Source organism: Mycobacterium hippophais (genome assembly GCF_027529605.1).
In the GTDB taxonomy this organism is placed as follows: Bacteria; Actinomycetota; Actinomycetes; order Mycobacteriales; family Mycobacteriaceae; genus Mycobacterium; species Mycobacterium arseniciresistens.
The window spans coordinates 24,220-37,239 of sequence record NZ_JAPZPY010000014.1 but is presented as its reverse complement, the minus strand read 5'-3'; the positions used below and the strand labels follow the sequence as shown (position 1 = coordinate 37,239).

The following is a 13,020-nucleotide window of genomic DNA, read 5'->3' as shown; positions in this document are numbered from 1 at the left end:
GGTCGTCACATCGGCCGTCACTGGTTCTCCTCGGGGGCTTTAGGTGGCGGACTGATCTTCATCACCAGCAGCGCAACACGCTGCATGACCGACGCGGGCAGGGTCTTCGCGGCGGCGATCATCAGACGTTGCGACACCGTCAGGGACGCCGTGCCGTCGCGGACCGCCCCCTGACGCGGCAGCCCCATCGCGACCCGGCTCATCTGGTACATCCCGCCTTGGGACAACATCCGGCTCGACATCGTCAGCATCCGGGCATCGGGGCCGACGGGATGCTTGGTGTAGGGGGCGGTGTCATCGAGTGCTTTGGCGAGCCCGCGCGCGAACCTGTCGGGCGACCTCGCGATCCGCATCGCGAGCCGACCGCGCTTGTCGATCTTCATGTGCAGCGGCATGTACGGGCCGTCGAAGTCCCTTAGGTCGGTGGTGCCCGCGTCGGTGATGATCTCGGTGTCGTACGTTCCTGCGACCAGTACCGTCACCCCGAGGCCAAACGGCGCGATCTCCCCAGCCATCGATTCGGCCCACCGTTCGAGGGCGCCCTTGGACGCGGAGTACGCGGCGATGGCGGGCATCCCACGCACACCGCCCTGGCTCGAGACCATCACGATGCGTCCGCGTCCCGCCGATCGCATGGCAGGCAGCAGGGCCTGAGTCAGCTGGAGCGGTCCGATGACATGGGTCTGGAACATGTCCTCCCACAACTCCGGTGGTGACTCCTCGACCATCCCCGCCGCGGAGATGCCCGCGTTGTGGACGATGGCGTAGGGCGCGCCCACCGCCTCCTCGATCGCCTTGGCGGCGGCGTCGATGGATGCCCGGTCGCCGAGATCCAGCGCGACCCCGATAAGCCGGTCGTCGTGTTCGTCGGCACCGGTGGCTGCGCGCAGCCGCGGCATCGCGGTGTCAGGGGTGCGCATCGCGGCGACCACCCGCCAGCCCTGCGCGTAGAGGTGGCTCGCCGAGGCGAAGCCCAACCCGCGGGATGCGCCCGTGATGACGACGCAGCGCACACCGCCCGGCTCAGCCATCGGTGTTCTCGTTCGCGCAGGTGCCTTCGCCGGGCGGCGGTGGCTCGACATCGGGCCGTCCGTCGGGCTGACCACTCATCCAGGTGGACCAGATGCCCACGGAGAAGGGGCCTCTGGCGCCTTCCTTCTCGTAGTACCCCTGCGGGTCGTAGACCTTCGCCTCGGGATAGGGCCATGGGCAGGCCACCGCGGTCGCGGCGCCACTGGCCTTGATCACGGCGAACCAGGCCCCGTAGGCAAAGTAGGAGACGTTGATGATCGCGAACATCACCACGAAGGTCCCGAGCACCGGTTTGGCCGGGAAGAATCGCGCTCTGGCGGCCAGCTTCTCGGCCACCGACTTGCCGGTGTCGTCCCGGTAACACAGGATCGCCGCGGGAACCATCACGAAGCAGACGGCGAACGATTCCCAGATCAGGGGGAATTGGAATGTCGTGCCGGCGAACAGGGATCCGAACGGGATCACCTGGGAGTAGATGTACATCCCGGTGTGAACCAGGGAGATCTCGAGCGCCGCGTCGAAGAGGAATCCGATCACCAGCGTCAGCAGGCCGAGGCTGACGAGCGGCCGCCGGGATACGAACGCCGTCGGACCCTTCCGCGCCTGCAGTCTCCGCAGGATCGCCACCGCCGGGAAGTACGGGCCGAAGTAGAACATCACGTAGCCGAACACCACGAAGGGTTCCACCGTCGGCGACAGGGACACCAGCGGCCAGGATTCCGGCCAGTGCAGCAACTCCGGGTTGTACACCGCGAACGGCGCCCAGTTCATGATCGGGTCCTGCCACACGATCAGCGTGGTGCACAGGAACATCAGCATCACCGGGCTACCGGGGTTGCGCTTCCAGCCGATGACGAAGACCGCCACCAGCGTGATGAGCGCCAGCACGGTGCCGATCTCGAGGAAGTAGATCCAGTGGTCGAACCCGAACAGGAACTCGACCGGTCGCGGCCGGCCCTCGACGTCCGGGTTGCCGACGCGGGGGTCGAGATGCCGGCGGGACGAGAGTGCGAACAGCGCGAAGAACGCGATGAGCGCCAGGAAGGCGATCCACCCGGCGTAGCTTCTCCGCGCCGGCGCGGGCGACGCGTCGCCGGGCGAGACCGAGGGCGCGGTGTCCTTGGTGGTCATGTCCTCACTCCTCACCGAAACGGTCGACGAGATGGGAGTTGACGCCGTCGGCGTCGAGCGTGCGGGCCACCAGGTAGCCCGACCCCATCCAGGCGCGCCGGGTCCACTTGCCCAGCGAGACAAGGGTTCCCGGCGCGCCCGAGGCGGCGGGCATCATCTTCACCCGCTCGAGGGCCTCCTTGACCCCGCGCGGGCTGAGCGGGTGGGCGTCGCTGAACGCGCGCACGAGGGTGGCTGCGACGTCGTGGTTGACCACGCTCACGCAGTACTCGGGCCTGCTGCCGTCGTACTTCTGCGCGTAGCGGTCGAGGAATTCCTGCCCGACCGCGTTGCCCTCGTCGTACTGATCCACCCCGATCCACCCGAGAAAGGCGTTCCACATGATCGGGTTGACCCAGGCGTTCTGGAACGCCGTGGTGGTGAACCGGGGCGGATCCCAGTCCACCGCCTCGAGGGCGGGGTTGATGAAGACGACGCCGAAGCCGAAGCCGAGGTGCACGATCGCCTCGGCCTTGGCGTCGTGTAGCACGCTCACCGCGGCGTTGATGTCCTGCGCCGTCTGCGCGATGACTGCCTCCGCGACGATGCGAATTCCCTTGCGCGCGCATGCACTTCGCAGGTTGCGCAGGTAGCTCTCGCCGATCAGGCTCTGTTCGACCAGCACGCCGATCTCGGTGAGGCCCCGTTTGGCGACGAGATCGGCCAGGAAGATGGGTTCGTCGGTCATCGATCCCTGCGGGAAGGCGAAGGTCCACTCGCCCAGCCAGTCGTCGGTGCCGGTCACGCTGATCGCGGGCACCTTGAAGCGCTCCTCGATGGCCTCGCGCGTCGGCACGCAGTTGTCGGTGATGTTGGGCCCGAACACCACCAGGCAACCCTCGTCGACGAGTTCGCCGTAGGCATCGATCACCGCCTTGACCGAACCCTTGGGCAGGCCCTCGACCTCGCGGTAGATCATCTGCACGGGGCGGTCCATCACACCCTGCGCGACGGCCTCCTCGAAGACCAGGTCGAAGGTCCGGGTGAACGAAGCCTTCAGCTCGTCCGGAAACCCCGGAGGCAGTGTGAAATCCATCAAGTAACCGACCTTGATGGGCTCCGCAGTGCTCTCGTACGACATCTGACCTCCTCGGTCGGCCGGCGGTGTGCTGTCGCGATTCCGAACTGACCTAATATTTGTTCAGACCCTAGCGGCGCCGCTGGGCAGCGTCAATCACCCGGCCGGTGCCGCGAGGTACACGTCGATCATCTCGGCGAGGCCGCGGCTCACCACCGCGTCGTCGGTGAGCGGGCCGGCGATCGCAGCGGTCGCGGCCTCGCGCATGGTCAGCCCCTCCACGGTGAGGCGCCCCGCCGCCACAAGCACCCGGGTGGAGGCCACCTCGCGCAGCCCCCCGGTCTCCAGCCGACGAATCGCCTGCCCGAAGCGCACCAGCTCGGCCGCGGTGTCCGCGTCGACGCCGGCTTCGTGCGCGACGATCTGCTCCTCCAGCTCGGGTGCGGGGAAACCGAACTCGATGGCCACCATGCGCTGTCGCGTCGAATCCTTGAGATCCTTCAGCACACTCTGGTAGCCGGGGTTGTACGAGACCACCAATCCGAAGCCGGGCGCCGCGTCGAGGGTCACCCCGAGCCGTTCGATCGGCAGCTGACGGCGATGGTCGGCGAGCGGATGCAGCACCACCGTGGTGTCCTGCCGGGCCTCGACCACCTCGTCCAGGTAGCAGATCGCGCCCTCGCGGACCGCGCGGGTCAGCGGACCGTCCACCCACACCGTCTCGTCACCCTGCAGCAGGTATCTGCCGACCAGGTCCGCGGTGGTCAGGTCGTCATGGCAGGCGACGGTGATCAGGGGACGGCCGAGCCGGTGGGCCATCGCCTCGACGAACCGGGTCTTACCGCACCCGGTCGGGCCCTTCAGCACCACCGAGAGGCCCTGGCGGTACGCCGCCGTGAAGACGGCCTCCTCGTTGCCGACCGGCGCGTAGTACGGACTTTCCTCACCGGACGGCCCATGTGCGCCGTTCCGGGCGACCAGCCCGAGTTCGCCTGCCATCGCGCACCTCCTCCACCGCGTCGTCGCGATGGGTCGACACTAGCCGGAACAGATGTTTGTTTTCAACAGTTCGGACAGATCGGGTCGGACCCGCGGTTCAACAGCATTCCGCCGCAGCAGATCAGCATCGGGGCCGAATCTCATGCCACGCGGCGGCGGACCTCCGCCGCGCGCAGCGCCGAACGGAACAGCGGGCCGATCACCCCCGCGAGCTGGTCAGGCCGGCCGATCGTGGCGTGTGCGGCGGTGCCGAACACCCGCCGCAACGAGGTCACGTCGGTGTTCGCGCCCACCGTCAGGCACACGCAGCCGGTGCCCCGGCGACGGGCCTCGGTGAGCGCGCGCCTGGCATCCGCCGCGCCGTACTCACGCTCGTACCCGTGGTCGTAGGCCAGCCCGTCGGAGACCACTACGAGCAGCCTCCTCGACGTGCCGCCACGCGACTCCACCACCGACGACCCGTGCCGGATCGCCGCTCCGAGCCGGGAGTACGCACCCGGTTCGAGGCTGTTGAGCTTCTTGATCACACCGATGTCGACGTGGTCGTCGAACCGCTTGACCGGCACCATCGTCACGTCCTTGCGCCCGGCCGAGAAGTACCCGTAGAGCGCGACGCGGTCGCCGAGATCGTGCAGGGCGACCACTAGGTGCGCGACCGCCTCGCGCTGCTGCTGGTGCACCGTCCGGCCGACCGTTCCCGGTTCGGCGGTGGAACCGGACACGTCGAGCAGGAGCAGCACGGACAGGTCCCGGCGCCGGCGCAGGCTGTCGAGGTAGACCGCCTCATCCGGTACCGACCCGGCCCTCGCCTCGACCCGCGCCTCCACGGCCGCGTCGATGTCGATGTCGTCGCCTTGGGCCTGGCGGTGGCGGCGGTGCAGTCCCGTGCCGAGCCGCGCAAGAGGCCTGCGTACCCCGATGGCACCGTCGATCCCCTGCGGCGCCGACGCCTTGACCTGCGGGTCGACCTCCCGCACGGTGCACCAGTCCGGCCGGTAACTCCTGCGTCGGACGTCCCACTCGGGGTAGGTGACACCGTCCGATGCGATGTCGGCCCCCTCCTCGGCCGACACGGGAGCCGAGGAGGACACCGCGTTCGCGCCCCGGTTCGCCGAATTGACCCGGTGTGTCGGCGAATCCGCGCCCGGCGGTCCGCCGCCGCTGCCCGTCTTGCGGACTGACGACAACATCTTCTTGAACCACTTGCCCAGGGCGCCGCCCCCACCGACGGGGCTGGTGAACATATCGGGGTGGTCGGTGTCGTCGGATTCGCCGTCGTCGAGTTCTTCGAGGGCCTGCTTCTCGTCGGTGCGCCTCGGGACGTGCCCGGGGGTCTCGTGGTCCACCTGCGCCGCCGCCCGCCGGCTCGCCGCCAGCACCTTCTTCGGGCGGATCACCCCGAAGCACACCGGTGCCTCGCCGACGGCGTCGCGCGACGACGCGATCGCCAGCGACGCGGCGGCCGAGTCGCTGCGCCCGCCCTCGGCACGATCGGCGACCGTGCCCAGCACCGCGGGGAGCAATGCGTCGTTGGCGACCAGGGCGCGGTGACCCTCGACGGCCAGATAGCGGCGGGCGGTCCGCGGATGACGCACCAGCGCGGTGACGACATCCGGCGTGAGGCTGCCCGCGGCGACGAGGGAGGCCTGCACCGCCACCGACTCCAGGTGCGCGCGGGCATCGGCCACGGGGTCGACGAACACGGTGTCGCCGTCGGTCCACGGCGGCTCACCCGGCTCCCCCGGTGCCACCGCCATCGCCCGGTGCGCCAGCGCGGAGGCAAGCATCGCGAGTCCGCAGAACCGGTTGCCGTCGACGCCACCGTCGACGTCGGCCGTGCCGCCGGCCATCGGACCACCTCCGCTCGCGCACCAGCTCCGTTGACCAAATATCTGTTCCACCGTAGAGTTCGCACCCACCCGAGTCAATCAACCGGAGGGCGCCGACAGCCGTGGATTTCTCGTACCCGCCCGAGGCCGAGCAGTTCCGCAAGGAGTTGCGGGCCTGGCTGTCCGCCCACCTGACCGACGTGGTCATCGACAGCAACGACCGCCGCGGCGCCGACGACGGCGCGTTCGCGACGCTGCGCGAGTGGAACGCCACCATCGCCGACGCCGGCTGGGCCGCCGTGTCCTGGCCCCGGGAGTACGGCGGCCGCGGCGCCACCCCGCTGGAGCAGCTGGTCTACGCCGAGGAGACGACGCGGGCGCGCGTGCCCAACCCGCTCAACATCATCGGCATCAACAACATCGCCCCGGCGATCATGCAGTACGGCACCGACGCCCAGAAGGAGCACCTGCTCACCCGGATGCTGCGCGCCGACGACATCTGGTGTCAGGGCATGTCCGAGCCAGAGGCCGGCTCGGACCTGGCCGCGCTGCGCACCCGGGCCGTCCGCGACGGCGACCACTTCGTCGTCAACGGCCAGAAGATCTGGACCTCCCTCGGGCACCGCGCCGACTGGTGTCAGCTGTATGTGCGCACCGACCCGGAAGCACCCAAGCACAAGGGCATCTCGTGTCTCATCGTGGACATGACGCTGCCCGGCATCGAGGCGCGCCCGCTCGTCACGCTCAATGGCAGCGCCGACTTCGCCGAGGTCTTCTTCGACGACGTTCGGGTACCCGCGGACGCGCTGCTCGGCCCGCTGAACCAGGGCTGGCAGGTGGCCACCACCACGCTGAGCTTCGAACGCGCGGCGGCCGCGCGGCTGTACGCCGAGATGCAGGTTCGCATGGCCGCTCTCGTGACCGATATCGCGGCGACCCGCGGCGCGAACGGATCCGCGCTCGACGACCCGGCCACGCTGCGCCGGCTGGGGGAACTCGACGTGCGGATCGCGTTCCTCGAGGTGCTCTGCCTGCGGTCCATCTCGGCCGGGATGAGCGGCGGCGACGGGTTCGCCACTGCCAGCTTGGCGAAGTCGGTCTGGGGCGACATCGGCAAGGACATGGCCGCGCTGGCATTCGACACGCTGGATCCCGGCGCCGCCGCGGGACGGTGGGACGAGTTCCGGCTGACCTCCCACGCGCTGACCATCGCGGGTGGGACCACCCAGATCAACAAGAACATCACCGCCCAACGGGTGCTGGGACTGCCGCGCCGATGAACCTCGAGCTCAGCGACGAACAACTCGCCCTGCGCGACACCGTGCGCCGGTACCTGTCCGACCGGGCGGGCATCTCGACGCACGTGCGGCCCATGCTCGGCGATCCCCGGGGCACCACCGACGAGGTCTGGCGGGGTCTGGTTGACCTCGGCGCGACGGCGCTGCTGGTTCCGGTGGAACACGGCGGCGAGGCGATGGCGATGACCGACGCCGGCCTGGTGTGCGAAGAGCTCGGCGCCGCACTGTATTCCGGCCCTCTGCTGTCCACCGCGGTGGCCGCGCCGCGGGCGCTCACCAGGTTCGGCGCCGACGGTGACCGCGCTGCCGAACTGTTCGGCGGCATCGCCGACGGCTCGCTGACGGTCACGGTGGCCGCCCCGGCCGACGGCGATGCGCCGACCTTCACCGAACGCGAGGGGTCCGTCACTGTGCACGGGTCAATCGCTGGGGTTCCCGACGCCGCCACCGCGGACGTACTCCTGGTGGTCGGCGGGGACCCACGGCCTGCGCTGGTCGCGGTGCCGATGGCCTCCCCGCAGGTCGGCGTCACCGCCGACGCCGCGATCGACCTGACGCGCAGGCTGTTCCGGGTCGACCTCGACGGTGCTCGCGGCGATCGCGTCGCCGTGGCCGACCAGCGCGCCGTCGAGGCCCTCGTCGACGACCTGCTGATCGCCTGGGCGGCCGACGCGCTCGGCGCGGCCGGACGGGTGCTGCAGATGACGGTCGACCACGCGAAGGTCCGTCATCAGTTCGGCGCCCCCATCGGCAGTTTCCAGGCCGTCGCGCACCTGTGCGTCGACATGTACGAGACCGTGGAGCTCGCGCGCAGCGGTGTCGCCCACGCCCTGTGGGCCGCCGATGCCGCCGACCGTGCCGAGCGACACCGGGCGGCGCTGCGCCTCAAGGCGTTCGCCGGCCGGTTGGCCGGGGTCGGCGACACGGCCATCCAGGTGTTCGGCGGGATCGGGTTCACCTGGGAGCACGACGCCCAGCTGTATCTGCGCCGGCTACTGGGATTCAGCCGGTTCCTCGGATCGCCGGGCGGTCACGCCGAGCGGCTCGGACGCGAACTCGTCGGGAGGACGGCATGATCGACTTCACTGGACAGGTCGCAGTGGTGACCGGCGCCGGTCGCTACGCACGGGTGTTCGTGGGAATCGGCGACGGCTGGCTGGCCGATGCGGCGAGCGATCCCATCGCCGAGGACATCGAGGCGCACCTGGACGAGGTGTCGGCCACCGACCGCTTCATCGTGCCGGAGTCGATCGTCGACGAGGTGCTGCAGGTGTGCGAGCGACGGGGTATCAGCACGATGCCCGACGACGCCGAGGTCGCCTTCCCCGAACCCGCGGGCTGAGCCCCCTCGGTTCCGCGAGTTGAAGCTAGGATCTGCAGTGATGACGGGCGCGGACGCCAGAGGGCGCAACACCAGACGCAGTCGTCCTGCGGCGAAGAATACCCAGGGCGGCAAGCGCCTCGCCGCCGTCACCGATCCGCCGTCGGTCGACGCGACCCGCCGCACCGAGATCCTCCAGACCGCGAATTCTGTCTTCGCCACCTCGGGCCTGCGCAGCTCTCTGCAACAGATCGCCGACGCCGCAGGAATTCTCGCGGGCAGCCTGTACCACCATTTCGAATCGAAGGAAGCCATCCTCGTCGAGCTGATCCGGCTGTACCACGCGGACCTCGACCGCATCGGCGACATCGCCCTGGCCCGCGTCGACGATGCCGACCCCCGGCCGGTCGCCGAACAGCTGACCGCACTCGGCCGTGCCATCGCCCGGTGCGCGGTAGAGCACCGCGCCGCGCTACAGATGTCCTTCTTCGAGGGACCGAGCAACGATCCTGAGCTGCGCGAGCTGACCACCCTGGCACCATCGAAGATCCAGGCCGCGATGCTGCAGACGCTGCGCGCAGGGCGCTGGCGTGGCGAGATCCGGTCCGATGTCGACCTGCCCACCCTCGCCGACCGACTCTGTCAGAGCATGCTGCACGTCGGCCTCGACGTCATCCGGCACAACGCGGCGTCGGATGACGTCGCCGCGCTGAAATGCCGGATCGCCCTGCACGGCCTCGCCGCCACCGCGCCACTGGACGCCGACCTGGACCGGTCGCACGCCTTCGCCGCCGCCCAGGAGATCATCGACAGCTGGGTCGACACCGAGGACGACACCGACCTGAAGGCCTCTCACCTGCGCGCGGTGGCGCGCGCGGAGTTCGGCCGTCGCGGCTACGAGATGACGACCATCCGCGACATCGCGTCGGCCGCCGGCCTGGGCACCGGCACGGTGTACCGCATCATCGGCTCCAAGGACGAGTTGCTGATGTCGATCATGCTGGAGTTCGGCCACAAGGTCGGCGGTGGGTGGGCGGCGATCGTCCGCACGGACTCCACGACGGTGGAGAAGCTCGACGCCTTGAGCTGGCTGAACATCAACGCGCTCGACCAGTTCCCGGACGAGTTCCGGATCCAGCTGGCCTGGCTGCGGCACTCGCCCCCCGATTCGGCCAACCCTGCCTGGTCGTTCGCCACCCGGATCCGTCAGATGAAGGCGCTGCTGTCCGAGGGTCTGCGCGCCGACGACATCCGGGTCGACAGCCCGACCGCCGACATGTTGAGCCGGTGCATCATCGGTGAGCAGTGGATCCCGGAGAACATCCTGCAGGAGATCGGCACCCGCAACGCGCTGGTCCTCGCGCGCGACACCACGTTGCGCGGAATCACGGTCCGCGATATCTGAATCCGAGTCGCCGATCGCACCCTTGGGTCGCCGTCCCGCTCGTCATTGGATCCCCGTTCCACCAGACCGGCCCCGGACCGCCATTGAGGTTGACCAAACATTCGTTCCGCGCTATCGTCGGTCCGCATGGAGATGAACGATTTCGTACTGGTCTCGGTGGACGACCATCTCGTCGAACCGCCCGACATGTTCGAGGGCCACATCCCCGACAAGTACAAAGACGATGTGCCCAAACTGATTCAGCGCGCCGACGGCACGGATGCCTGGGTCTTCGAGGGCCAGGAGGCGACGAACGTCGGCCTGAACGCCGTAGCGGGCCGCCCGCCGGACGAGTACGGCGCCGAGCCCACGAAGCTCAGCGAGATTCGCGAAGGCTGTTACGACATCCACGAACGCATCCGCGACATGAACGCCAACGGGGTGGCCGCCGCGCTGAACTTTCCCTCCTATCCCCAGTTCTGCGGTCAGTACTTCGCCCGCGCCCAGGACAAGGACCTCGGCCTGGCCGTGCTTCGCGCCTACAACGACTGGCACATCGACGAATGGTGCGGCGCGTATCCCGGCCGGATGATCCCGCAGGCGCTCCCGCCGATCTGGGACCCCGAACTGATGGCCGACGAGGTCCGCCGGGTCGCCAAGAAGGGCTGCCATGCGGTCACCTTCTCGGAGAATCCGACCAAACTGCAGTACCCGTCGCTGCACGATCCGCACTGGGATCCGTTCTGGCAGGCCTGCAGTGACACCAACACCATCGTCAACCTGCACATCGGTTCGTCGTCGAGCGTGGTCATCACTTCGGTCGACGCCCCGGTCGACACGATGATGACCCTGCAACCGATGAGCATCGTGCAGGCCGCGGCAGATCTCATCTGGTCGCCCACGCTGCGCCGGTTCCCCGACCTCACCTTCGCACTCTCCGAGGGCGGCATCGGTTGGGTGCCCTACTTCCTGGAGCGGATCGACCGCGTGTACTCCATGCACCGTGCATGGACCCACCAGGACTTCGGCGACAAGCTCCCGAGCGAGGTGTTCCTCGACCGCATCGCGCTGTGCTTCATCGACGACAGCTTCGGCATCGAGACGCGTCACAAGCTGAACATGGACATGGTGGCATGGGAATGCGATTATCCGCACTCTGATTCCACCTGGCCGGTGGCGCCGGAAACGCTTGCCCTCTACCTGGACGGCGTCAGTGACGTCGAGGTGGACAAGATCACCCACGAGAACGCGCTGCGGCTGTATTCCTTCGACATGTTCTCCCATCTGCCCAAGGACCAGGTGACGGTCGCCGCACTGCGCGCTCAGGCGACCGATGTCGATCTCGGCTTCCGGTCGTCCGAACGACTGAAGAAAACGGGCACCGACACAGTGACGGTCCTGGATCTCGCCAAGGGCCTGCCGGTGTCGTCGTCGTGACGGGGTAAACCCGCCGCCCGTCCACCGCATGCCCCCGCACGGCCTCTACCGGCGGTTTCGCGATGACCAGACACCTCAGGGGACGGTGCCCTCTGGTAGCGTGAAGCAAACATTGGGTCGGTTCGCCGGCGGGATTCGCCCTCGCCGCCGGATGTCGTCGCGACGGGAGTAGGGGCTCGTGGAGATGTCGTGGGGCGTTCGCACGTGACGGCGGGGCCGCGCAGCGCGCCGAGGCGTGCCCCCGGCCCACGTTCCGGCTTGCGTCAATCCACTGGGCTTGCTCATGACGACGGCACCCGCCGCACCGAGATCCTGCAGACCGCAGCAACTCTGATCGCCACGTCAGGCCTTCGCACCTCCCTGCAGGAGATCGCCGACGCCGCAGGCATTCTCCCCGGCAGCCTCTATCACCACTTCGACTCGAAGGAGTCGCTGCTGGTCGAGTTGCTGCGGCGCTACCACGACGATCTCGACCGCATTGCCGCGCGCGCGCAGGACCGGCTGGACGAACCAGACCCCAGGGCGGCCTCCGAACGGATCGTGGAACTCGGCACCGCCATCGCTCGTTGCGCGGTCGCACACCGTGCGGCCCTGCAGATGTCGTTTTACGAAAGTCCGAGTCCCAATCCCGAACTCGTCGATCTGGCCGGCCTGCGGCCGACAGCCACGCTGGACGCCATGGCGCAGACGCTGCGGGCGGCGCGCTGGAGCGGATACCTGCGCGCCGACGTCGATCTGTCCGTGCTGGCCGACCGGATCTGCTCGACCATGCTGCAGGTCGGGCTCGATGTCATGCGCCACAGGGCCGCAACCGACAAGACCGCCGTCCTGTTGTGCCGCATCCTGCTCGACGGCGTCGCCGACGGGCGGCCCACCGACGCCGCACTCGACGCGTCGGCCGCCTTCGTCGCGGCCGACCACGTGGTCGACACGTGGCAGAGTGACGTCGACGCCGGGGTCGACGCCAGGACGTCGCACATCCGCGCGGTGGCTCGCAGCGAGTTCGGCAGGCGCGGCTACGAGAACACCACTGTGCGCGACATCGCCGCGGCGACCGGGCTGGGCACCGGGACCGTCTACCGGTTGATCGGATCGAAGGACCAACTGCTGGCCGCGATCATGCGGTCGTTCGGCGAGAAGATCGCCGTCGGCTGGACCGGTGTGCTGCAGTCGGAGTCGTCCGCGATCGAGAAGCTCGACGCGATCAGCTGGATCCACACCAACGCCCTGGACCGGTTCGGCGACGAATTCCGGATCCAGCTCGCGTGGATGCGGCTGGCCCCACCGGACACCCCCAACCCGGGCTGGCTCTACGCCAAACGGTTACGCCAGATGAGAGCCCTGTTGGCGCAGGCTGTCCGCGACGGTGAGATCACGATCTCCAGTCCCTCTCTCGAGATGCTGGCGCGGTCGGTGATCGGCGTTAGCTGGATTCCGGAGAACATCCTGCGCCACATCGGGACGAGGGCCTCTCTGATCCACGTCCGCGACACCAGCCTGCGCGGCGTGACCGCGGGCTAGCTCAAGCGCCG

The 13,020-nt window shown here is 68.8% G+C and carries 10 protein-coding genes and 1 pseudogene; 6 read left to right on the top strand and 5 right to left on the bottom strand.

Translation table 11 applies throughout. From position 1 onward, the window contains the following. Positions 1 to 17: 17 nt before the first annotated feature. The 5 genes from O6P37_RS24015 to O6P37_RS23995 all read right to left on the bottom strand — a co-directional run bounded on the left by O6P37_RS24015 (position 18) and on the right by O6P37_RS23995 (position 6,069). Positions 18 to 1,031, bottom strand: coding sequence for an SDR family oxidoreductase (locus O6P37_RS24015; protein WP_269896431.1), 1,014 nt, complete (start codon positions 1,029 to 1,031; stop codon positions 18 to 20). After that, positions 1,024 to 2,163: a spirocyclase AveC family protein gene (locus tag O6P37_RS24010; protein ID WP_269896430.1), complete on the bottom strand. Its 1,140-nt coding sequence runs from the start codon at positions 2,161 to 2,163 to the stop codon at positions 1,024 to 1,026. The genes O6P37_RS24015 and O6P37_RS24010 overlap by 8 nt, the downstream gene beginning before the upstream one ends. 4 nt (positions 2,164 to 2,167) lie before the next feature. Further along, positions 2,168 to 3,283, bottom strand: a complete 1,116-nt coding sequence (locus tag O6P37_RS24005; RefSeq protein WP_269896429.1) for an ABC transporter substrate-binding protein — start codon at positions 3,281 to 3,283, stop codon at positions 2,168 to 2,170. 93 nt (positions 3,284 to 3,376) lie between these two features. Beyond that, positions 3,377 to 4,219, bottom strand: coding sequence for a CbbQ/NirQ/NorQ/GpvN family protein (locus O6P37_RS24000; protein ID WP_269896428.1), 843 nt, complete (start codon positions 4,217 to 4,219; stop codon positions 3,377 to 3,379). Positions 4,220 to 4,359: 140 nt separating this feature from the next. Then, the gene (locus O6P37_RS23995; RefSeq protein ID WP_269896427.1) at positions 4,360 to 6,069 is read right to left on the bottom strand and encodes a nitric oxide reductase activation protein NorD; all 1,710 of its coding nucleotides are present in this window, start codon (positions 6,067 to 6,069) and stop codon (positions 4,360 to 4,362) included. A 101-nt stretch (positions 6,070 to 6,170) separates the two neighbouring features. Here O6P37_RS23995 and O6P37_RS23990 point away from each other — a divergent pair, with 101 nt between their 5' ends. From O6P37_RS23990 to O6P37_RS23965, 6 genes and pseudogenes are all read left to right on the top strand, one after another. After that, complete coding sequence (locus O6P37_RS23990) at positions 6,171 to 7,328, top strand: acyl-CoA dehydrogenase family protein (protein WP_269896426.1); 1,158 nt, start codon at positions 6,171 to 6,173, stop codon at positions 7,326 to 7,328. Next, complete coding sequence (locus tag O6P37_RS23985; RefSeq protein WP_269896425.1) at positions 7,325 to 8,422, top strand: acyl-CoA dehydrogenase family protein; 1,098 nt, start codon at positions 7,325 to 7,327, stop codon at positions 8,420 to 8,422. Before O6P37_RS23990 ends, O6P37_RS23985 begins: the two co-directional genes overlap by 4 nt. 35 nt (positions 8,423 to 8,457) lie before the next feature. Continuing rightward, positions 8,458 to 8,688 (top strand): annotated as a pseudogene (locus O6P37_RS23980) (short-chain dehydrogenase); the annotation flags it as partial. A gap of 40 nt (positions 8,689 to 8,728) precedes the next feature. Further along, positions 8,729 to 10,072 (top strand): TetR/AcrR family transcriptional regulator, encoded by a 1,344-nt coding sequence (locus tag O6P37_RS23975; RefSeq protein ID WP_269896424.1) that lies wholly within the window; start codon positions 8,729 to 8,731, stop codon positions 10,070 to 10,072. Between the two features lie 126 nt (positions 10,073 to 10,198). Continuing rightward, the gene (locus O6P37_RS23970; RefSeq protein WP_269896423.1) at positions 10,199 to 11,488 is read left to right on the top strand and encodes an amidohydrolase family protein; all 1,290 of its coding nucleotides are present in this window, start codon (positions 10,199 to 10,201) and stop codon (positions 11,486 to 11,488) included. A 258-nt stretch (positions 11,489 to 11,746) separates the two neighbouring features. Beyond that, a complete protein-coding gene (locus tag O6P37_RS23965; protein WP_269896422.1) occupies positions 11,747 to 13,009 on the top strand; it encodes a TetR/AcrR family transcriptional regulator in 1,263 nt (420 codons plus the stop codon). Positions 13,010 to 13,020 lie beyond the last annotated feature (11 nt).